Origin of the sequence: Paulownia witches'-broom phytoplasma (genome assembly GCF_019396865.1) — a bacterium.
Lineage (GTDB): Bacteria > Bacillota_I > Bacilli_A > Acholeplasmatales > Acholeplasmataceae > Phytoplasma > Phytoplasma asteris.
In genome coordinates, this window is sequence record NZ_CP066882.1 from 109,733 (window position 1) to 130,967 (window position 21,235).

The window sequence follows — 21,235 nt, forward strand, 5'->3', positions numbered from 1 at the left end:
CATGTTTTTATCAATATTTTTAATAAATGTCTATTTGCCCACTTTTATAAACTCTTTTTAATTAACAAAAACAACTTTTGATTAATTCCTATTTTTTGAAAATCTTGCAAAGTGGCTTTTTTGATGGCTTCTAAACTTTCAAAATGATTTAAGATGGCTTTTTTTCTAACAGCGCCAACTCCTTTTATATTTGATAAAGTAGTTTTATAATCTAGTTTGTTTTTGGTTTTGCGGTGAAAAGCAACAGTGAAACGATGGACTTCTTCGCTTAAACTTTTTAAAAAATAAAATAAATTAGGGCTTTGTTCCAACATTAATTTTTCTTGCAAAGTTACAAGATGAGTTAATTGATGTTTGTTATTTTTTTGCAATGCTCCTAAAGGAATTTCATAGCCTAGTTTCTTTAAAGTTTTTTGGCTTTGTCTTAACTGTCCTAAACTGCCATCAACCAAAATTAAATCTGGTGAATCATTTTTAACTTCCTTGTCTTTGTTATAACAACGTGTAAGTGTTTCTTCGAAAGCTTGATATTCGTTAGGAAATTTGCCTTTAATGTGAAAAGTTCGATAAAGTTTTTTGTCAAATTCAAAATGATTAAATACAATTCTTGCTGCCACAAAGGCTTGTCCAAATAGTTGAGAATTATCAAAAAAATCAATTCTTTTAATATCTTTATTAAAAATAATTGCCAATTTGTCTAAGGATTCTTGGATTTTTTGGTCTTTGGATTGATAGATTAAATTATTGTTAGCTAAATCATTTTGGGCGTTTTTTAAGGCTAGCAAATAAAGTTTCTTTTTGTCTCCTTTATGAGCAATATTTACTTTGGTTTGCAAGATTTGTTCCAATAAAGTTTGGTTAGTTATCATTTGTTGCAAAATAGTTTCATCTTGGCTTTTGCCTGTAATAATTATGTCTGGTTTAAGGTTTTTTTGATAATAACAATTAAGATAAGTTAAAATGTTTTCCCACACAAAGCCCACATATGAAAAAACGCTATGATAAGAATCAACGATATTTCCTTGGCGCATTTTTAAAATTTGAATTGATATTTGGTCTTGATTAAATGCATAGGCAAAAATATCGCAATTTTTGAGTTTTTGATTGCTGATAAGTTGTTTTTTGGTAGTCTGTTTGATTGCATAGATAATATCTCGGTATTCTTGGGCATTTTCATAAAACATTTTTTCGCTAGCTGTTTGCATTAAATGGTGTAATTTTTTTAAAATATCTTTGATATTTCCTTTTAAAAATTTATTAATTGCCTCAATGTTGGGTTTATAATTAATTGTTTTTCCTGCGCAAGCACCGAGGCATTGATTGATGTGAAAATGAAGACACGGTTTTTTTGATGCTAACGGACATTTTCTTAAAGGATACAAAAGATGCAACAATTTTAATGTTTCTTTGGTGTTTTTAAGATTGGGATAAGGACCAAAAATTATTTTTCCTGGAGGAATTTGTTTGAATCGCGAAATTTTTAATTGTGGGTGCTTTTCTTTAGTAATTTCAATATAAGGGTAAGTTTTGTCATCCAAAAGTTTGAAATTATATTTAGGAGTGTGTTTTTTGATTAAGTTAGCTTCCAAAATGAAGGCTTCTTGTTCGTTGTTAGTAATAATGTAGAAAAAATCTTGGGTTTCTTCAATTAGCATCGTTGTTTTTAAGTTGTTGCTTTTGGTAAAATAACTTTGGACGCGTTTTTTTAAATTTTTGGCTTTGCCAACATAAATGATGGTATCATTTTTGTTTTGGAAAAGATAACAACCAGGATTGGGCGGTAAAGTTTTTATTTTTTCTAAAAGAATTGACATTTTAAATTACTTCCGTTTATTGAATTGTTTTTTTGATTTTTTACCCAATTTAAGGGTGGTTTTATTTTCTGGTTTGGTTTTGGCGTTTTTTTATTTTGCTTCTTTTTTTATTTATTTTTCGTTTGTTTTCATTAACTTTATTATATCAAAATTACCATTCTTTTTTTGAAATGATTAAAAAAAATTGAAGTATTTTTGATAATAAACTGATTTTTTCCAAACTAAAATAATAATTCATAAATAAATTGCAAAATAAGTTTATTTTTGATTTAGAATAGAAGTATAGTTTTAGATTATAAAATAGTAAAATGAAAAAATCAAAACTAAAAGACTTTAAAAACAACCAAATACCAACCAAATAAAGGAGAGTTCCAAAATGAATATACCCACCAAACCCAAAAGTATTCTTTCTATCCAATCTCATGTAGTATATGGCTATGTTGGAAATAAAGCAGCAGTTTATCCTTTGCAAAATATGAATTTCGATGTTTGGCCTATCAATACAGTTCAATTTTCCAATCATACAGGTTATCAAAAGTGGCAAGGACAAATTTTTAACAAACAAAATATAGTTGATTTGGTAGAAGGTCTTTTTGCTCTTGGAGTAGAAAAACAGTGTCAAGCTATTTTAACAGGATATATGGGATCTTTAGATATTTGCGAAGCTGTTTTGGAAATTGTTGCAAGATTTAAACGAACGAACCCTGATATTTTATATTTATGTGACCCTGTAATGGGCAATAACAGATGTTTTGTTAATCCTGAAATAACTTCTTTTTTTAAAAATAATTTGCAAGCAGATATTATTACTCCTAATCAATTTGAAGCTGAATTTTTGTCTGGTATTAAAATAAATAATGTCTCGGATGCTATTAAAGTAGCAAAGCATTTCCATAATTTAAGAGTTAAAATTGTAATTATTACAAGTATTAATTTTCAAGATGAAAAATATTTTCAAGTGTTTGCATCAAATGCTACAAAAAAATATTTGGTGCAGGCTCACAACAAAGAAAAAAGCATTGATATTGCAGGTACAGGAGATTTATTTGCTAGTCTTTTTCTGGGTTTTTATTTGAAATATGAAAGAAATATTAAAAATGCTTTGGCTCATGCTGTTTTTTATCTTAATAAAGTTGTTCAAAATACTTTGTTATCACAGAAAAAAGAATTGCAATGTTTATCTGTTTTATATAAACAAGTTAATTTAGCAAAATTGCCTCAAGTCATGGAAATTAACGATTAAATTATTGATTAAAAAAAATGCCTTTTTAATAAAAAAGACCAACTTTTAAGTCAGTCATAATGTTATTTTTGGAAATATTTTATTTTTTTAGTATTTGAACGCAGTTATTTTTTACAACTTCAACTACATCCAAAAAGTAAAATCTTTGCAATCCATTCGAAAAGCTTTATTTTTGGGTTTTTCTTTTGATTTCCCAATAGCAACTAATAATACAGGCAAATATCGAACATCAATATTTAATCCTTCATTGATTTTTTTTGCGTTAAATCCTCCCATAGGGCAAACATCATAATCATATTTTTTAGCAGCTAACATCAATTGCAACGCTCCGATGCCACCTTCTAAAAATAACTCATTTTGCAGTTTTACTTGGGAAATTTGTTTGTAATAATAATCAATTTTTGTAATTACTTGTAATTTGGTTGCATCAGATATTTGTTTTTGTAAAACTTCTTGTTGATAAATTTTTTCAGCTAAGGCACTTTTTTGAGCATCGCAACACAACAAAATCATAGTAGAACAAGTTTCTAATTGAGTTTTGTTGCCATATAAAAAAGGAGCTATTTTTTGTTTGCTCTTTTCGCCTTTAAAAACAAAAAAACGCCATGGTTGCAAATTAAAAGCAGAGGGCGCTTGGAAAACTGTAGCCAAAATTGCTTCTAAAATATCATTTGGTATTTCATGATTGGCGCAAAATTGGCGCACACTTTTAATTTTTAAAAAATCCATAAAAAGCTCCTAATATTTTGTTAATTTCAATTTGATTATTATATTTAGTTAAAATAATTTTAATATTGCATCGTTTTAAAATTTTTTAAGTTAGTATTTGTAATTTTGGAAAGACAACAATTTAAACAGCAAAAGATTATTTTTTCAAAGTTTGCATTTGTGTTTCTTATTTTGTTTTTGTTTTCAAAAAACTCCTTTAATCCAATTTATCAAAATTATCAAATATATTATAACATTTTTTATTATTAAAATACTAACTGTTTCGTTTATTTAGACAACTTAATATTTTAATATAACATTTAAGACCAACTTAACTGAAACGCTCCAATAATTTGCCCCCAGTAAAGAATGAATAATTTTAGTCTCAAACTGTTTATGCAGTTTGGGGGTTTTTTGTTTATCTGACAATTTTATTTAATTTTGACAATCAAAAACCTCATTATATTAAAAGAAAAGTAAGGTTTGTGGTAAAATTATATAGTAAATTATTTATTTTATAAACGCATAATTATTAAATTTTTTATGAAACAAAAAAACTAAATTAACAACAAACACAACTAATAATTACAACAATAATCGCAACTTAATAATTCATTAAATAAATGATAAAGTTTTGAAACATTAAATGAAATGAAGGTGCAAAATGGAAAACTTATCGTTTTTATTCTTATTCTTGTTTTTTTATATTTTGGGGTCAATTCCTACAGGTTTAGTTATTGGAAAATTGGTGCAACAAAAAGATTTACGCAACACAGGTTCTGGAAATATTGGAGCAACTAATGCTTTGAGAGTTTTGGGAAAAAAATGGGGAATATTAGTATTTTTGTTAGATTTTTGCAAAGGATTTGTGCCACTTACAATTTGTTTGCATTTCTCAAAATTTTGGCTAACAGAACCATCCACAAAAACTTTTTTACAACCAAACCCCGCAATAAAAATCTCCCTTTTGGCAATATCTCCTATTTTAGGACACATGTTTTCTTTATTCAATAAATTCAAAGGCGGGAAGGCAATTGCAACTTCGGTAGGTATTATCACTGCTTTTAATCCTTTGATTGGCATTTCTGGTATCATTTTTTTTGCTATTTTTTTAAGACTTTTTGGTTATGCTTCGTTAGCTTCAATTATTGCAAGCACTTTAGTTAATGTTTTTTTATGGCTAAATTATTTGTATTGTGGCAATTTTGGAACTTTGGGACCAATTAAAAATCAGATTCCAAAAACAGAATTATTTTACTTTTCGATCAATTTTGCTACCTTAATTATTATAGCTAAACATTATTCTAATATTTTGCGCCTTATTAATGGAACAGAAAATAAATTTAATTTCAAAAAAGAAAAATAAACAGCATCAACACAAAATATTTTAAAAAAACAAACACCAAAACCAAAACCTAAAAAAATCAAACCTAAACTCAAAAATCCTAAATCAAAAACTCTCAACCCCAAAAACATTTTTATTTATAAAAAAGGTGCAAAGCAATGCAAAATTTTGATCTAATTAAACAAAAAATTAAATCCTTGGTAAAACAACTCACCAAAGCCAATTACCAATACTATAATCTAAGCAATCCCGATCTAAGCGACCAACAATACGATGCTTTACTCAAAGAACTAATCAATTTAGAAATCCGCTATCCCCAGTTCAAACTTCCTTATAGCCCCACTTTAAAAATTGGTGGTTTTGTAGAAAAAAAATTTAGCACCATTAAGCACAAAACTCCAATGATGTCTTTGGGAAATGTTTTTAATCTTGAAGAACTCAAAGCTTTTTATGACCGTATTGTCAAAAAAATTCCTACTTTTTCTTTGTTAACTGAATTAAAAATTGACGGCGTAGCTATAAGTTTAAAATATCAAAAAGGCATTTTAGTGCAAGCTTTAACAAGAGGAAACGGCATTTGGGGAGAAGACATTACCAAAAATGCCCAGACCATTAAAACCATTCCTTTAAGATTAAAAGAAGATCTCGATTTAGAAGTTAGGGGAGAAATTTATTTATCCCATCCCGCTTTTGAAAAACTCAACGCCCAAAGAAAACAAGAAAACAAACCCCTTTTTTCCAATCCCAGAAATGCTGCTTCAGGAACTTTAAGACAACTTAATTCAGCAATTGTGGCTCAAAGAAATTTGTCTATTTTTGTCTATGGCATTTCAGATCCTTATTTGACTAAACCTACCCAAAAAGAGACTTTGGATTTTTTAACTGTTTTAGGATTTACCACAAATCCCCATTATTATTGCGTCTCTAATTTTGAAAATTTGCTTAGTGTAATTGAAAAATACAAAACCATTAAGGAACAACTTACCTACGATACTGATGGAATTGTCATTAAAATTAACGAGCTTGCCTTTCATTCTTTAATTGGTGCCACTGCCAAAGCTCCCAGATGGGCAACTGCTTACAAATTTGCAACTATTACAAGCCAAAGCATAGTTCAAAACATCATTTTTCAAGTGGGACGCACTGGTGTTATAACTCCAGTTTGCAAAATTATGCCTGTTATGGTAGATGGAAGTTTGGTCTCAAAAGTGGTTTTACATAATTATGACTACATTTGCAAAAAAGATATCAGAATAAAAGACCATGTCATAGTTCATAAAGCAGGCTCGGTTATTCCTGAAATTTTAGAAGTTATCAAAAGTAAAAGAACTGATTTGCAAAAACCCACTTTAATGATTGAAAAATGTCCTGCTTGTCAAACAATTTTAGAAAAACAACCAGGTGAAGTTGATTATTTTTGCCTCAACCCAAATTGTCGCGAGCAAAAAATCCAGAAACTCATTCATTTTGTATCCAAAAATGCTATGGATATCAACGTTTTAGGAGAACAGACCATCATTGCTTTTTTTGATAAAAACCTAATTGCCAAACCTTCTGACCTTTATTTATTAAAAAAACACAAGCATATTTTGCAAGAAATGCCAGGCTTTGGCGCTAAAAAAATTACTAACATTTTGGATGCTATCGAAGCAAGCAAGCAAAAAGGATTTGAAGATGTTTTATTTGCTTTGGGGATCAAACATATTGGCAAAAAAGTATCTCAAGTTTTGACAAAACATTTTCAAACTATCGAAAACCTCCAACAAGCCACACCAGAATTAATTACTCAAATAAGAGAAATAGGAATCAAAATTGCCCAAAGCATCCAACAATACTTTTCCAATTCTTGTAATTTAGAAGAGGTTTCCAAACTCCAAACACTAGGAGTTTCTTTTCAAAGCACTAACCCCCAAAATCCAACTACCCAAACTATTTTTACCAACAAAAAAATTGTTTTAACAGGAACTCTCCAAAAATATTCCCGTCTTCAAATCCAACAAATCTTAGAACAAATGGGAGCAATTATAACTAACAGTTTATCTTTACAAACCAATTATTTAATAGTTGGCATCAATGCTGGTTCTAAACTAACCAAAGCCCAAAAAGCCCAAATTCCTATTATCGAAGAAAAAGAATTACAACAAATTATAGAAAATAGCCAAATTAAATTATAAAAAATCACCGTTATTTTGCCTAAAACTCCTCACTGAACCCCAAACCCCCAAAACAAATAAAAAAATCCAAGAAGGTGCCAATGTCTTTTAACATTAAAATTAAAGAAGAAATTGCTTGTCAAAAATTCTTACCCATAGAAAATTTTTTTGAATTGACAGCTTTATTACATTTTGGCTGTGAATTAGAAAAAAAACACCAAAAAACTTTATTGTGGTTCCAAACCAAAAGTATCAAAATTGCTAGGCGTTTCCTTATTTTAATCAAAACTTTTTATCCTAATACCAACTCTTTTTTGATGACTAGCAAAGAATATAATTTACCACATTTAAAAAGCATTCATGTAGGAATTGAAAAAGACATTCCCTTAATTTTAGAAAAACATCATTTTTTTACTCAAACTCCAAGCGATTTTTTACCTTTGCTCAAAAGCCAAAAAGCCAAAAAAGCATTTTTAAGAGGTATTTTTTTATGCATAGGTTTTGTAAACGACCCCAAAAAAACTAATTATCATCTAGAATTTTTTCACAAAGACCGCCACAAAATTGAATTAATTAAAACTTTGATGCTTCATTTCAACCTTAACGCCAAACAAATTAATCACAAAAAAGGTTTTTTAGTTTATTTGAAAGAATCTCAAATGATTATTGATTTTTTAAGGTTAATCGGCGCTTTGGAAATAGTTTTTCAATACGAAAAAACAATAATTCAAAAAGACTTAAACCACATTATTAAATCCTCTATTAATTTTGAAATTTCAAATGAAAAAAAAATTCTTACTTCTGCCAATTTACAATTACAACAAATTAATTTGATTGAAAAACACTTTCAAACCCCAAATCTAAAACCCAAAAACACGAACTTAAAAATGAAAAATCCCAAAAATGAAAAATCCCAAAAACAACTTCCCAACCTTGAACCTAAATTATTGCAAATTATGTTATTAAGAAAAGAAAACCCTGATGCAAGTTTACAAGAATTAACTCAAAAATATTACCACAAACACAAGCAACAAATCACTAAATCAGGACTAAATTATTATTTTCAAAAAATCAAAAAACTAGCTTGTGAAATTGAAACTCCCCAAATTTTGGCATCATCTAAGGAAAAAAAATAAATATGGAAAATATTGGCATAGATTTAGTTGAAATTAAAAAAATTAAAAAAATAGGCAAAGAGATTTTAGCAGCAAGGATTTTATCCTCAGAAGAACACCAAATTTATCAAATTATTCAAAATCCCCAAAGCCAACTTACCTTTTTAGCAGGAAGGTGGGCTTCTAAAGAAGCTCTTTTTAAAGCTTTTCAAACACCCCAAAAAATCGACCCTACTTGCCAAAACTATTGCAATTGGTCTATTCTTAACGACAAAAACGGCGCTCCTTATGTGAAAAACAACACATGCAACACTTTTTTCAACCCCATTTTAATTTCTATCACTCACACCGATAATTACGCCTTAGCCCTTGTTATTGTAAAAAAGTTGCCACAAAGCACGTCATAATCAAATTCGTTTTATTTTTTTGATTATCCTACAATTTTATTTATTTTGTCAAGTGTTTTTTAGGTATAATTAAAAGTGTATAGCAAAAATAAAATTAAATAAAAAAAAGGAGTTAATAACAAAAATATGAAAGTTATCGTTGTTGGTTGTACTCATGCAGGAACTGCTGCAGTAAAAACAATTAAAAAAAACAATCCCCAAGCTGATGTTGTTGTATATGAAAGAAACGATAATATCTCTTTTCTTTCTTGTGGAATTGCCTTGTATGTTGGAGGAGTTATCAAAGACAGTCTAGGACTTTTTTATTCAAATCCTGATGAACTGGTAAGTATGGATGTTTGTACCAAACTTAAACATGAAGTATTAAAACTAGATTTTGACAAAAAAGAAGTTTTAGTTCAAAGTTTAGAAACTGGCAAACAGTTTAAAGACAACTACGATAAATTAGTAATTGCAACTGGTTCTTGGCCTGTTATTCCTCCTATTAAAGGAATTGATTGCAAAAATGTTTTAATGTCTAAAAACTTTGATCATGCCAAAGATATTATTAATTACAGCAAAAACGTTAATAAAATCACAGTAGTAGGCGCTGGCTATATCGGAATTGAGTTAGCTGAAGCATTTGCGGTACAAAAAAAAGAAGTAGTTTTAGTAGACGCAGAAGATAGAATTATGTCTAAATATTTAGACAAAGAATTTACAGATGTAGCTCAAAAAACCTTAACTGACCACGGAGTTACACTAGCATTAGGACAAAAAATAGCAGGATTCCAAACTAAGGACGGCTTAGTGACTCATGTAAAAACTGATAAAAACACCTTTGAGACCGAAATGGTAATTATGTGTATCAGCTTTAAACCCAACACTCAATTATTTGCTCATCATCTCGAAACATCCTTTAATGGTGCTTTAGTTGTTAACGAATATATGCAAACTTCAGACCCTGATGTTTATGCTTGTGGCGATTGTGTTAACGTTTATTACAACCCTACCCAAGAAGTAAAATACATGCCTTTAGCAACTAATGCTATTAGAATGGGAACACTTGTAGGACTTAACATTGAAAAACCTTGCTTAAAATATTTAGGAACTCAAGGAACAAGTGGCATTAAAATTATTGATTTGAGTATTTCTTCAACAGGACTTACTGAAAATGTAGCCAAAGCTTTAGGTAAAAACTATGGTACTGTTACAATCAAAGATGCTAATAGACCTGAATTTATGCCTGATTATGATGCTGTAATGTTAAAGCTTGTTTTTGACAAAGAAACTCGTAAAATTTTGGGAGGACAAATTGTTTCTCGCGTTGATTTAACTGAAAAAATGAATACTTTAAGTGTTTGTATTCAAAACCAAATGACAGTAGAACAACTTGCTTTTGTTGACTTTTTCTTCCAACCCCATTTCAACAAACCTTGGGGATTACTCAATTTAGCAGGACTTAAGGCTTTAGAAGTTAAATCACAATAACTATTTGCAAACTACCAAATGTGCGACAAAATAAATTAGATAAAAAAACACAAAAGACAAAAACACAATAAAACATTGTTTGTTATAATTACAAACAGTGTTTTTTATTCCATTTTATCACAATTAACCCCTCATTCCAACACTACACCCCCAAAAAATATTTTCATTAACCATTAAAGGAGCAAACAAATGAACTTTACTCTACTTTCTCTTCCTTATCAATATGATGCTTTAGAACCTTTTTTTGATACTCAAACTATGCAATTACATCATCTCAAACACCATCAAACATACATTAATAACCTTAATGATGCTCTCAAAAAACACCCTCAACTAAATTTATCTTTGGAACAAATGCTAACTGATTTATCGTTAGTACCACAAGATATTAGACAAACAGTTAGAAATAATGGTGGCGGACATTTTAATCATTCTTTTTTTTGGAGAATTCTAAAAGTAAATAATGGCAATATTCCTCAAGGATTATTAAAAGAAATGATTGACTGCGAATTTGGTTCTATAGATTCTTTCAAAGACAAATTTGCTAATGCTGCTAAAACCATTTTTGGAAGCGGTTGGGCTTGGCTTGTATTAACTCCACAACAAAAACTTGCAATTACTTTTACTCCTAATCAAGATGTAGTTCTAAACCAAGGGACTCCTCTTTTGGGTCTAGATGTTTGGGAACATGCTTATTATTTAAGTTATCAAAATCGTAGAGTTGATTATATTGAAGCTTTTTTTAGTGTCTTAGACTGGGAAAAAGTACAAAATAACCTTACTCAAACATTAAAATAATTTACCATGAAACATCCTCAAAATAAAAAAGAATCACAGTTATTACGAATTGAAGTGATGAAATTATTATATCAATATGATTTTTACCAAAATAATTTGACTTTGTCACAAACAAATCCCAATCCCATTTTTACTTTTTTTCAAAAAATCATCACCAAGCTTAAATTTATTGATGAAATCATCACAAAAAGTTTATATGATTATAAAATAAATCGCCTTAACAAAGTAGACAGAGCAATCATTCGCTTAGCTACTTATGAATTGTTAGAAACAAACATTTATCATGCCATTATAATCGACGAGGCAATAGAACTTACCAAACAATTCTGCAATTTAAACGATGAAAAACAACATAAATTCAACAATAAATTATTAGATCAAATATATCAACAATTACAAATGTATAAAAAAACTTATTACCTAATTGAATTGAAAAACTACCCAAATAATAAATAATTTTTTAAAGAATTTTCTAATTGAAAGGTCTTTTTTTATTTTATTTGATAGCATACCTTAAATAATTATGAAAAATTTACAATAATTCTATACCAAAAAAATAAAAACAACAACAATAAAATAATTAACATCTCAGCAAAAACAAAACACCAATTTTAGATCGTTTTAAAAAACTTTTAAAATAACAAGTTTAGTGAAAATTCTTTTTTCTTTAGAAAGCATAATTAATGGCTCATTTTTATAATAATTTTTTTGATTTGATAACAGTAGCAAAAAACAAACTTGCCAAATTAAAAAAATATAGATATCCTCCTTAAATCTTTTTAATTACAGAAACATTCAAAAAACTTTAGCTTGAGCAGATAAAAAAACTACAATAAAATAATTATTTAATATTCATTTAACCCTATTATTTTATTTTTTATTAAGGAAACAAATATTTTGAATATTAAATTATTTAATCAAAAATATAAATTAGTGTCTTTTTTATGTGTTATTTCATCAATAATATTAGTATTATTGTTATTAATATTAAGTTTACAAAAAAAGACATTCAACCTTTAGATCATCAGAAAAAATACAATTAACTAATAACCAAACCCAAAAACCCAATCAACAAAATTTCGTCAAAACTCCCAATTTGACAAAACCAAAAACACAAGAATTACACCAAGAAAAAGAAACACTACCTCTTTATATTCAAACAGTAAATGACAAAAAAACATTATCATTTTATAGTGCCTGATAGTGAATTTATGCAAGATGGCACACTTAAAAATTCTGAAACCCATGTTTATATGGAAAATCTAAAACCTACTTTAATGCATAAAATTATCTACAAAATACAACCTCAATATGATGGTTGGGTAGCTTGTTCCCCTTCCTTTAATGGACAAGATCTTGCAGGCGATTTTTTATATAGCGTTATGACAGGAATCAAAACTCCTCCTTTAGATTTAGTAGGGATTTATTTTAAATCTCCTTTTGATAAGTTTGATATAAGTGATTGGAACAAATACACTTTAGATGATATTTTACAAATGAAAAATGAAAGCCAAAATATTTATTTTTTTTTGGAGAAGCCCAAAAATGACTAACATTTACAAAGAATATCATTTATTTAAACCAGGTAAGGAAAAATACCATCCTACACTTAACAAACCTATAAGCCCTCAAAATGCCTTAATGCTTACCGAAGAATTTATAGATAAATTCATCCCCAATGCACCTTCAAAAAATTCCAAAGAAACTGAACAATAAATTATTTAGTTAGTTCCAATACTTTTCAAAATATTTAAAACTTGCCATATTTTCAAATTAAAAACAAATTAAGATCGACTTTAAGTTGGTCTTTTTTGCTAATTATTTATTATAATTTTGCTTGCTATACTACTTATTTATTCTTATTTTATAATTTTTTTGTCAAAATAAAAATGTGATTTAATTGGATTTTAACATAATTTATAACTTTAATAACTTTAAAATTACAAAAAACACTAATTTTGCACCTAGAAACTATTTTTTTGTTATAATAACTTTTGAATTAGATATTAAATAATTTAACTTTACAATGATTTATAATAGTTATTTTTAAAAACTTAAAAAAGAATAAAACAACCTTAACAAACTACCAAACCCAATAATCAAAAAAATAATAACTATAAAATATCATTTCATAATTAAAAACCAATAAAAATCATAAAAATTAATTCTACCAAGCACAAACCACATTAAAACCCACAAAAACAAACTAAAACCAACCAACCAAAATATAAAGGAAATAAACAAAAAATGAACATAGAACAATTAAAAGAAAGGCAAAAAAGCATACGTAATTTTTCCATTATCGCCCACATTGACCACGGTAAATCAACTTTGGCCGACCGTATTTTAGAATTTACAGGCACAATTGACAAAAGAATAATGAAAGAACAAATTTTGGATTCCATGGACTTAGAACGCGAGCGCGGAATTACTATTAAATTAAATGCTGTAGAAATTAACTACAAGTCCAAAGATGGCAAAAATTATATTATGCATTTGATTGACACACCGGGACACGTTGATTTTAGTTATGAAGTATCGCGTTCTTTGGCAGCTTGCGAAGGTGCTCTTTTAATTATTGATGCTGCCCAAGGCATTCAAGCCCAAACTCTTGCCAACGTTTATTTAGCTGTTGATAACAATTTAACCCTTATTCCTGTTTTGAATAAAGTGGATTTGCCAAGCGCAGATGTTCCTAAAGTTAAAGAAGAAATTAAAGAAACTTTGGGACTTGACCCTGAACAAGCCTTAATTGCAAGTGGAAAAACAGGGCTTGGAGTCATTGATATTTTGGAACAAATAGTAACTAGAATATCACCTCCTCAAGGAGACATTCAAAATTCCTTGCAAGCCTTAATTTTTGATTCTTATTTTGATTCTTATAAAGGAGTTGTGCCTTCCATTAGAATCGTCAATGGCACAGTTAAAAAAGGCGATCAAATTCGTTTTATGGCAAGTAATAGTGTTTATGAAGTAGTTGAAGTAGGAGTTTATAATCCCAAACAAATTGTAAAAGATTTTTTGGCACCAGGTGATGTAGGTTATCTTACTGCTGCTATTAAAAGTATTAATCATGTAAGAGTTGGAGACACCATTACTTCGCAACCCAATCAAGCTTTGCTACCTTTACCGGGATACAAACAAATGAATTCAGTAGTTTTTTGTGGACTTTATCCTGTCGAAACCAATAAATATGACATCCTTAAAGAAGCTTTGGAAAAACTAAAACTCAACGATTCTTCCTTAATTTTTGAACCTGAAAGTTCTAATGCTTTGGGACTTGGTTTTAGAACTGGGTTTTTGGGACTTTTGCATATGGAAATTATTCAAGAAAGAATTAGTCGCGAATTTGGAGTAGAAGTAATTGCTACTGCTCCTTCTGTTATTTATCATGTTTATTCTATCAAAGGAGAAAAACTTTTAGTTGATAATCCTTCCAAACTTCCATCCACTCAAATGATTGACCGCATTGAAGAACCCTTCATTAAAGCTACTATTATGTGTCCTGAAATCTATATTGGTAAAGTAATGGAGCTTTCCCAAAACAAAAGAGGAGCCCTTCAAAATATTGAATATATTGATAGTCAAAGAGTAATGATTAATTATTTGTTGCCTTTTTCAGAAATTATTTATAGTTATTTTGATAAGTTAAAATCATTAACCAAAGGCTATGCTTCTTTTGATTATGAAATAGATAAATATCGTGTTTCTAAATTACAAAAAATGGATATTTTATTAAATGGAGAAATTGTTGATGCTCTATCTTTAATTGTTCATCATGATTTTGCCTATGAAAGAGGAAAGGCTATTTGTGAGACTTTAAAAGAGTTTATTCCTAAACAAATGTTTGAAATTCCTATTCAAGCAGCTTTGGGTAAAAAAATTATTGCCAGACAAACTATCAAAGCTATGCGTAAAGATGTAACAGCTAAACTTTATGGAGGCGATGTTACTCGTAAAAAGAAATTATTAGAGAAACAAAAAAAAGGTAAAAAGAAAATGAAAACATTAGGAAAAGTGCAATTACCTCAAAAAGCCTTTCTTGCTATTCTTGCTACTAAATAATGATTTGTTTCAAAGATATAAAAGAATATTGAAAAACTCCTTATAATATATAAGGAGTTTTTGTTTTATTTATTGTTGACATTTATATTTATTTTTGTTATTTTTTGGGGGTATTTGTATTATTTTTGGATTGATTATTTTTACCATTAGGAGCAATTTGTGGTTTTGAATATATTTTACTTAAAATGAATTGGCTAAATGTTCTTCCTTTCATATTATCTACACCCATCAAAAAAAGAGCAAAAAAACAAATGGAAGGGATAAAGTGCACATATCCAAAAAAATAATTTCACCATAATAAGAAAATTTTTCATTAAAGGGTGTAATGTGGTATTTTGTTTTAAAATACTATCTATATGAAATGAAATAAACCCCGAAGATAACAAAATTACCAAAAAGAAAAGGAAATTAAAAATATTTCTAATTTGAGTTTTCCAAAAATCTATTTGCTTTCTTCCTTGTTTATCTAATTCTGGTTTAAAAATAATAAATTTGATTCTAAACATTTACTTGCCTCTTTTCTTTTTATAATATTATAATGATTTTAAAAATAAATATTTATATTATATCAAGTTTTTTAAGTTAATATTTTGATGATGAAATGCAATAAACGAATTAAAAATACTTATTTCAGCGTTTTTATGCTTTTATATACTGCTCTTTAATTGTGTATTTTATTATAAACATATAAAAACAAACAAATTAACAAAACAATAATAAATTCATTTGGAAAACTTTTATATAATATGCTTAAAAAGCTTAAAAAAATGATAAAATAAAAGAGATTTACAAACAATATAAAGGAGAATATTATTTGATGTTAAATAAAGAAGATATTCAAAAAATTCTAAATTTATCTTTAGATAAGGGAGTTGATTTTGCAGAATTATTTTTTGAAAATGCTTATTCTCATACCCTTAAAGTAATTGGCAAAGATGTAGTTTATGCTGATACTTCTAATACTTTTGGAGTAGGAATTCGCTTATTAAAAGGCTTTGATGAAGTTTATGGTTATACCAATAAAACTGATTATCAAAATGTTTTATCCTTGCTTTTAAAATTAAAAAAATCTTTTCAAGGAAAAGCAAATAAAGTTATTGCCTTGCAAACCGAAAAACCCCTAAAAAATACTATCCAAAAACCTTATAACAGCATGACTCAAGAACAAAAAGCCCAAAAATTACTTAAATTATCTGCTATTATTCAAAATTATGATCCTCAAATTATTCAATCCATCACCTCTTTAAGCCAAAAAGAACAACATGTTTTAATTGCTAATACTTTAGGAGTTTATCAAAATGACACACGCAATTATATTAGATGTGGGCTTGTAGGAGTTGCACAAAGAGGACAAGAAATGCAAGAAGCCTTTGAAGGTCCTGGACGTGCAATGGGATTGGAATTCTTGGATGTAATTGATTTAGAAACAATTGCCAAACAAGTAGCAAAACAAGCAGTTGCTTTATTAGATGCTAAATCTTTAAAACCTCAAACTATGCCAGTTGTAATTAATCATGGTTTTGGAGGCGTTATTTTCCATGAGGCTTGCGGGCATCCCCTTGAAGCTACTGCAGTTGCTAAAGGCCTTTCTCCTTTTTGTAATAAATTAAATCAAAAAGTTGCTTCTGAAGTTGTAACTGCTTATGATGATGGAACTATTAAAGCGTCTTGGGGCAGTCTTAATTTTGATGACGAGGGAAATCCCACCCAAAAAAATCTTTTAATTGAAAAAGGTATCCTTAAAGGTTATTTAATTGATTTTAGAAACGGACGCAAAATGAAGATGCAATCTACCGGTTCTTCACGTAGACAATCTTATAAATACTCTCCTACTTCGCGCATGAATTCCACCTACATCGAAAAAGGCACAGAAACGCCCGAACAAATTATTGCAGATACTCCTTACGGTCTTTATGCTAAAAGTCTAGGTGGTGGAACAGTTGTTCCTGCTACTGGAGAATTTAATTTTGTAGTTAATGAAGGTTATTTAATTGAAAATGGTAAATTAACAACCCACGTTAAAGGAGCGATGTTAATTGGTCATGGAGCAGATATTTTATTTAAAATTGACCGTGTTGCCAATGATTTAGTTTTAGGTCAAGGAATGTGTGGTTCTTGTTCTGGTTCTCTACCAGTTGATGTAGGACAACCCACTATTAGAGTAAAAGAAATGATTGTAGGAGGAAATCAAAAATGATAAACGACGTAACAAAAACCCCAAAGCCCCAAAGCCAAACCACTCACACAAACCCCACTCCTAACAATTATCAAAAATGGTTAGAAAAAGGAATGCAACAAGGTTTTGAAGCATTAGAAATTGCAATTCATGAAAGTCAAACTTTTAAACTATCTTTGGATAAAGGCAAAATAGATGCTTGTGTTTGGAGCGATGTTGCTTCTGTAGTTATAAGAGGTATTTTTGCCAATAAAAAAACTTCTATTGCTTTAGAACAATTAACTGACAGCGCTTTTGATAATGCTTTTGAAACCCTCAAAGAAAATTGCCAAACAATTACTTCTAAAGAACCTGCTCTTATTTTTGAAGGATCTTCCAGTTATCCTGAAGTATTGGAAAATAACTTTGATTTTGGACAAGTTCCATTAGAACAAAAACAAAATTTGTTGTTGCAGTTAGAAAAAACAATGTTGCAAAGTTCCCATTTGCAAGCTACTAATGGCATTATTTACCAAGAAGTTTGTCATAAAAAAACATTATTAAATTCCAAAGGGCTCAATTTATCGCACCAAAACAGCTTTGCTTATTTGTATGCTTCTGCGGTTTTTCAAAAAGAAGGCGAAATTGAAAGTTATGGTAAAAGTATTTTAGCTAAGGATTTTGTAACCTTCAATCCTGTTAAATTAGGCACTGAAATTGTTGAGATGGGCGAAAAAAAATTAGGAGCTAAATCTTTGGTATCTCAAAAATATCCAGTTGTTTTTTCTAATGAAATGTTTGCAGACCTTTTGGAAAGTTTCAGCGATATTTTTACTGGTACAAGTGCTTATCGCAACTTAACTAAATTAAAAGATAAAATTAATTGTTTAATTGCTTCTGAAAAAGTTAGCATTATTGATGATCCTTTAAACGATGGGGCTTATTTTAAAGAAAAATTTGATGATGAAGGAGTAGCTTGCCAAACCAAACCCATTATTACTAAAGGAGTTTTTCAAGGATTTATCCACAACTTAAAAACTGCTCGCATTTTTAAACAAGCTCCAACTGGAAACGGTTTTGATGGCAGTACTTCTATGATTAATTGTTATTTGGTGCCTGGCAAAAAAAGTTTTTCAGAAATGATTGAACCTATTCAAAATGGTATTTATATTGCCGATTTAGTAGGGATGCATGCAGGAATTAAAACTGTTAGTGGAGATTTTAGCCTACAAGCTAGTGGTTTTAGAATTGAAAAAGGTAAAGTTACAACTCCTGTTAAAATGATTGTTGTTTCTGGTAATTTTTTTGATATTCTTAAAAATGTAGACACCATTGCTAATGATTTTGAATTTCAAACTTCAGGATTTGGTAGTTCTAGCGTTTATGTAGGGGATTTAAATATTGGAGGAAAGTAAATTTTTCTTTGTAAATGATTTTTTGCCCCTTTATTCTTTTGTAATTTTTATCGAAAAAAATAAATATTAAAATAATAATTGAAGTTTTGAAAACTTTTTAATTATGTATAAAAAACAAAAAACACCATCTTTAAGATGGTGTTTTTTATATCTTAATCAAACAAATACTTGCGAAAAAACATCAGAAATGTTTGATACAGGAATAATATTTAATTTAGTTCTTACTTCTTGAGGAATATCTTCAATATCTTTGATATTTTCTTGAGGAATAAAAATAGTGTCAAGGCCGCTACGATTAGCAGCAATAGCTTTTTCTTTTAAGCCTCCGATAGCTAAAATATTGCCTCGTAAAGTAATTTCTCCTGTCATTCCCAAACCTTTTTTAACATATTTTTGGGTAATTGCAGAGACAAGGGAAGTAGCAATAGTAATTCCAGCTGAAGGACCATCTTTAGGAATGGCTGTTTCTGGAAGATGAATGTGAAAATCGTTTTCTGCAAAAATATTGGCATCAATTCCTAAATTTTGACAGTTAGATTTGATGAAACTTAAAGCAGTATAAGCACTTTCTTTAAGGACTTCTCCTAATTTACCTGTAAGGACTAATTGTCCTTTACCTTTGTAATAAGTAACTTCTACTGGAAGCAAATCGCCTCCAAAATAAGTATAGGCAAGTCCGTTAGTGGAGCCTATTTTTTCTTTTTGTTCATCTAAAAGATATAGGTATTTTTCTTTACCTAAGTATTTAGTAACGTTTTGAGGAGTAATAATTACTTGTTCTTTTTTGGTAATTAAACATTCTTTAACTGTTTTTCTAGCTAGTTCTGCAAGGATTCTATCTAACTCTCTTACTCCTGCTTCTTTGGTGTAATGTCTAATTAAATAAAGGATAGTATCATTGTCAATAACTAAATTTGTGTCAATGATTCCGTGATTTTTGAGTTGTTTTTTTAAAAGATATTTAGAAGCGATGTTAATTTTATCTTTTTCAGTGTAAGAACTTACTTCGATAATTTCCATACGGTCTTTTAAAGCTTCGGGAACATTGTCAAGGTAATTGGCAGTGGTGATAAATAATACTTGGGATAAATCAAATGGTTCGGATAAAAAATGATCCATAAAATTAATATTTTGTTGTGGGTCAAGGACTTCTAATAAAGCTGATGCAGGATCAAAGTTATAATTGGCTACTAGTTTGTCAATTTCGTCTAATAAAAAGACAGGATTAACTGTTTTGGCGTCTCTAATGCCTGCAAGAATGCGTCCAGGCATAGCTCCAATATAAGTTCTTCTGTGGCCTCTAATTTCTGATTCTTCTTTTAAACCGCCTAAGGATTGTCTGACAAATTGGCGTCCTAAAGCTTTGGCAATAGAAGAAGCAAGTGAGGTTTTCCCCACTCCTGGAGGACCTACAAGACATAAAATATTTTGAGGGTTTTTCTTAGTCATTATTTTGACTGCTGCATATTCTAAAATACGTTCTTTGACTTTTTCAAGTCCGTAATGTTGGTTATTTAAGGATTTTTCAATGGCAACTAAATCGTTTTCATCTTGGCTGGTTTTGCCCCAAGGTATTTCCAGTAAAAAATCAAGATAATTTTTAATTACAAAAGATTCTGCCATTAAAGATGATGATGATTGGTAACGTGATAATTCTTGTAAAGCTTTTTTTTTGATTTCAGGAGGTAAAGGAGTTTTTTTGATTTTATTGCGCAATTCTGCAATTTCTTCTTCCTTTTTGGTTTTGTCCCCTAATTCTAGTTGAATCGCTTTCATTTTTTCTCTTAAATAAAATTCTTTTTGGTTTTCATCAATACTTTGTTTTACTTTTTCATTGATTTTTTGTTCTAAATCAAGTCCTATAAGTAAACTTTGGATGTCTTGAAGAATATAAAAAATTCTTTTATTAAGGTGAGCTTCTTTAAGGTATTTATATTTATCTAAATCATCGATTTTTAAATTAAAAACAATGATATCAGTGATATTTTCTGTTTCTGGTTCTGTTTTGATGATATCTAAAAAATTATTGGTGTTTTGAACAAGCAGTTGAAAAGGTTTGTCCATAATTTTTTCTATAACTAGCTTGATTAAGGCTTTTTCTTCTTCAACGTTTCCATAAATGGTGTTGACTTTTTCATATGAGGCTTTTAAAAAAGGTTCTTTTTGCAAAAATTTATCAATTTTTATTCTTTGTAAAATGCGAAATCTCACTTTAAAATCGCCGTGAGGGATTTTTACTTTGGTAATTATTTGTGCCAATACACCGTAACGTTGAAGGTTAGTTAGTTTGGGTTTGTTGTGTGATAAATCTTTTTGAGTTAAAAGAATAACAAAAGAATTTGCTTTAGTTTCTGACTCTTTTAAAGCTTTTAAATAAGAATTGTCTGATACTTCAATACGAAAATCAACATTTGGAATAGGCATTACTTCGCTGATAACTACAACTGGAAGTTGTTCAGGAATTTCTTGAAAAATATCTTTAAATGCATCCATAGAAAGATCGGATTTTAATTTTTTGCTTTTGGTTTTCATATATTTTCATCCTTT

The 21,235-nt window shown here is 29.0% G+C and carries 16 protein-coding genes; 13 read left to right on the plus strand and 3 right to left on the minus strand.

Translation table 11 applies throughout. The features are described 5' to 3' along the window. Positions 1-44 precede the first annotated feature (44 nt). Positions 45-1,814: an excinuclease ABC subunit UvrC gene (gene uvrC, locus HGD80_RS00585; RefSeq protein WP_219475067.1), complete on the minus strand. Its 1,770-nt coding sequence runs from the start codon at positions 1,812-1,814 to the stop codon at positions 45-47. A 376-nt stretch (positions 1,815-2,190) separates the two neighbouring features. On the opposite strand from uvrC, the gene pdxY reads away from it, so the two are divergent. Further along, the gene (pdxY, locus tag HGD80_RS00590) at positions 2,191-3,057 is read left to right on the plus strand and encodes a pyridoxal kinase (RefSeq protein WP_219475068.1); all 867 of its coding nucleotides are present in this window, start codon (positions 2,191-2,193) and stop codon (positions 3,055-3,057) included. 123 nt (positions 3,058-3,180) lie between these two features. Here the strand turns inward: pdxY and HGD80_RS00595 are convergent, their stop codons facing one another. Beyond that, entirely contained in the window at positions 3,181-3,786 is a 606-nt protein-coding gene (locus HGD80_RS00595) for a nitroreductase family protein (RefSeq protein ID WP_219475070.1), read from the minus strand. A 643-nt stretch (positions 3,787-4,429) separates the two neighbouring features. Between HGD80_RS00595 and plsY the strand changes: the two genes are divergently transcribed. The 12 genes from plsY to HGD80_RS00650 all read left to right on the plus strand — a co-directional run bounded on the left by plsY (position 4,430) and on the right by HGD80_RS00650 (position 18,688). Next, positions 4,430-5,131, plus strand: a complete 702-nt coding sequence (gene plsY, locus HGD80_RS00600; protein WP_219475072.1) for a glycerol-3-phosphate 1-O-acyltransferase PlsY — start codon at positions 4,430-4,432, stop codon at positions 5,129-5,131. 137 nt (positions 5,132-5,268) lie between these two features. Continuing rightward, positions 5,269-7,284, plus strand: coding sequence for an NAD-dependent DNA ligase LigA (gene ligA / locus HGD80_RS00605; RefSeq protein WP_219475073.1), 2,016 nt, complete (start codon positions 5,269-5,271; stop codon positions 7,282-7,284). Positions 7,285-7,364: 80 nt separating this feature from the next. Further along, positions 7,365-8,399: a DNA-binding protein WhiA gene (whiA, locus tag HGD80_RS00610; protein ID WP_219475075.1), complete on the plus strand. Its 1,035-nt coding sequence runs from the start codon at positions 7,365-7,367 to the stop codon at positions 8,397-8,399. A 2-nt stretch (positions 8,400-8,401) separates the two neighbouring features. Then, positions 8,402-8,785, plus strand: coding sequence for a holo-ACP synthase (gene acpS, locus HGD80_RS00615; RefSeq protein WP_219475078.1), 384 nt, complete (start codon positions 8,402-8,404; stop codon positions 8,783-8,785). A 126-nt stretch (positions 8,786-8,911) separates the two neighbouring features. Next, positions 8,912-10,255 carry an FAD-dependent oxidoreductase gene (locus HGD80_RS00620; protein WP_219475080.1) on the plus strand — a complete coding sequence of 448 codons (1,344 nt, stop codon included), beginning with the start codon at positions 8,912-8,914 and terminating at the stop codon, positions 10,253-10,255. A gap of 189 nt (positions 10,256-10,444) precedes the next feature. Then, positions 10,445-11,053, plus strand: coding sequence for a superoxide dismutase (locus tag HGD80_RS00625; RefSeq protein WP_219475082.1), 609 nt, complete (start codon positions 10,445-10,447; stop codon positions 11,051-11,053). A gap of 6 nt (positions 11,054-11,059) precedes the next feature. After that, positions 11,060-11,509, plus strand: coding sequence for a transcription antitermination protein NusB (locus HGD80_RS00630; RefSeq protein WP_219475084.1), 450 nt, complete (start codon positions 11,060-11,062; stop codon positions 11,507-11,509). A 710-nt stretch (positions 11,510-12,219) separates the two neighbouring features. Then, positions 12,220-12,606, plus strand: a complete 387-nt coding sequence (locus HGD80_RS04720; RefSeq protein ID WP_225904382.1) for a hypothetical protein — start codon at positions 12,220-12,222, stop codon at positions 12,604-12,606. Next, on the plus strand, positions 12,599-12,769 hold the full coding sequence (locus HGD80_RS04725; RefSeq protein WP_225904383.1) for a hypothetical protein: 171 nt from the start codon (positions 12,599-12,601) through the stop codon (positions 12,767-12,769). Before HGD80_RS04720 ends, HGD80_RS04725 begins: the two co-directional genes overlap by 8 nt. 531 nt (positions 12,770-13,300) lie before the next feature. Further along, a complete protein-coding gene (lepA, locus tag HGD80_RS00640) occupies positions 13,301-15,118 on the plus strand; it encodes a translation elongation factor 4 (protein ID WP_219475085.1) in 1,818 nt (605 codons plus the stop codon). A gap of 817 nt (positions 15,119-15,935) precedes the next feature. After that, entirely contained in the window at positions 15,936-17,315 is a 1,380-nt protein-coding gene (locus tag HGD80_RS00645) for a TldD/PmbA family protein (protein ID WP_219475088.1), read from the plus strand. Beyond that, on the plus strand, positions 17,312-18,688 hold the full coding sequence (locus tag HGD80_RS00650) for a TldD/PmbA family protein (RefSeq protein ID WP_219475091.1): 1,377 nt from the start codon (positions 17,312-17,314) through the stop codon (positions 18,686-18,688). The genes HGD80_RS00645 and HGD80_RS00650 overlap by 4 nt, the downstream gene beginning before the upstream one ends. Positions 18,689-18,844: 156 nt before the next feature. Here the strand turns inward: HGD80_RS00650 and lon are convergent, their stop codons facing one another. Further along, entirely contained in the window at positions 18,845-21,220 is a 2,376-nt protein-coding gene (gene lon / locus HGD80_RS00655; protein ID WP_219475092.1) for an endopeptidase La, read from the minus strand. Positions 21,221-21,235 lie beyond the last annotated feature (15 nt).

What these genes read in the sequence shown, in the direction of transcription:
- uvrC (WP_219475067.1), bottom strand. Translation starts at nt 1,814, where the DNA reads ATGTCAATTCTTTTAGAAAAAATAAAAACTTTACCGCCCAATCCTGGT.
- pdxY (WP_219475068.1), top strand. Translation starts at nt 2,191, where the DNA reads ATGAATATACCCACCAAACCCAAAAGTATTCTTTCTATCCAATCTCAT.
- HGD80_RS00595 (WP_219475070.1), bottom strand. Translation starts at nt 3,786, where the DNA reads ATGGATTTTTTAAAAATTAAAAGTGTGCGCCAATTTTGCGCCAATCAT.
- plsY (WP_219475072.1), top strand. Translation starts at nt 4,430, where the DNA reads ATGGAAAACTTATCGTTTTTATTCTTATTCTTGTTTTTTTATATTTTG.
- ligA (WP_219475073.1), top strand. Translation starts at nt 5,269, where the DNA reads ATGCAAAATTTTGATCTAATTAAACAAAAAATTAAATCCTTGGTAAAA.
- whiA (WP_219475075.1), top strand. Translation starts at nt 7,365, where the DNA reads ATGTCTTTTAACATTAAAATTAAAGAAGAAATTGCTTGTCAAAAATTC.
- acpS (WP_219475078.1), top strand. Translation starts at nt 8,402, where the DNA reads ATGGAAAATATTGGCATAGATTTAGTTGAAATTAAAAAAATTAAAAAA.
- HGD80_RS00620 (WP_219475080.1), top strand. Translation starts at nt 8,912, where the DNA reads ATGAAAGTTATCGTTGTTGGTTGTACTCATGCAGGAACTGCTGCAGTA.
- HGD80_RS00625 (WP_219475082.1), top strand. Translation starts at nt 10,445, where the DNA reads ATGAACTTTACTCTACTTTCTCTTCCTTATCAATATGATGCTTTAGAA.
- HGD80_RS00630 (WP_219475084.1), top strand. Translation starts at nt 11,060, where the DNA reads ATGAAACATCCTCAAAATAAAAAAGAATCACAGTTATTACGAATTGAA.
- HGD80_RS04720 (WP_225904382.1), top strand. Translation starts at nt 12,220, where the DNA reads ATGACAAAAAAACATTATCATTTTATAGTGCCTGATAGTGAATTTATG.
- HGD80_RS04725 (WP_225904383.1), top strand. Translation starts at nt 12,599, where the DNA reads ATGACTAACATTTACAAAGAATATCATTTATTTAAACCAGGTAAGGAA.
- lepA (WP_219475085.1), top strand. Translation starts at nt 13,301, where the DNA reads ATGAACATAGAACAATTAAAAGAAAGGCAAAAAAGCATACGTAATTTT.
- HGD80_RS00645 (WP_219475088.1), top strand. Translation starts at nt 15,936, where the DNA reads ATGTTAAATAAAGAAGATATTCAAAAAATTCTAAATTTATCTTTAGAT.
- HGD80_RS00650 (WP_219475091.1), top strand. Translation starts at nt 17,312, where the DNA reads ATGATAAACGACGTAACAAAAACCCCAAAGCCCCAAAGCCAAACCACT.
- lon (WP_219475092.1), bottom strand. Translation starts at nt 21,220, where the DNA reads ATGAAAACCAAAAGCAAAAAATTAAAATCCGATCTTTCTATGGATGCA.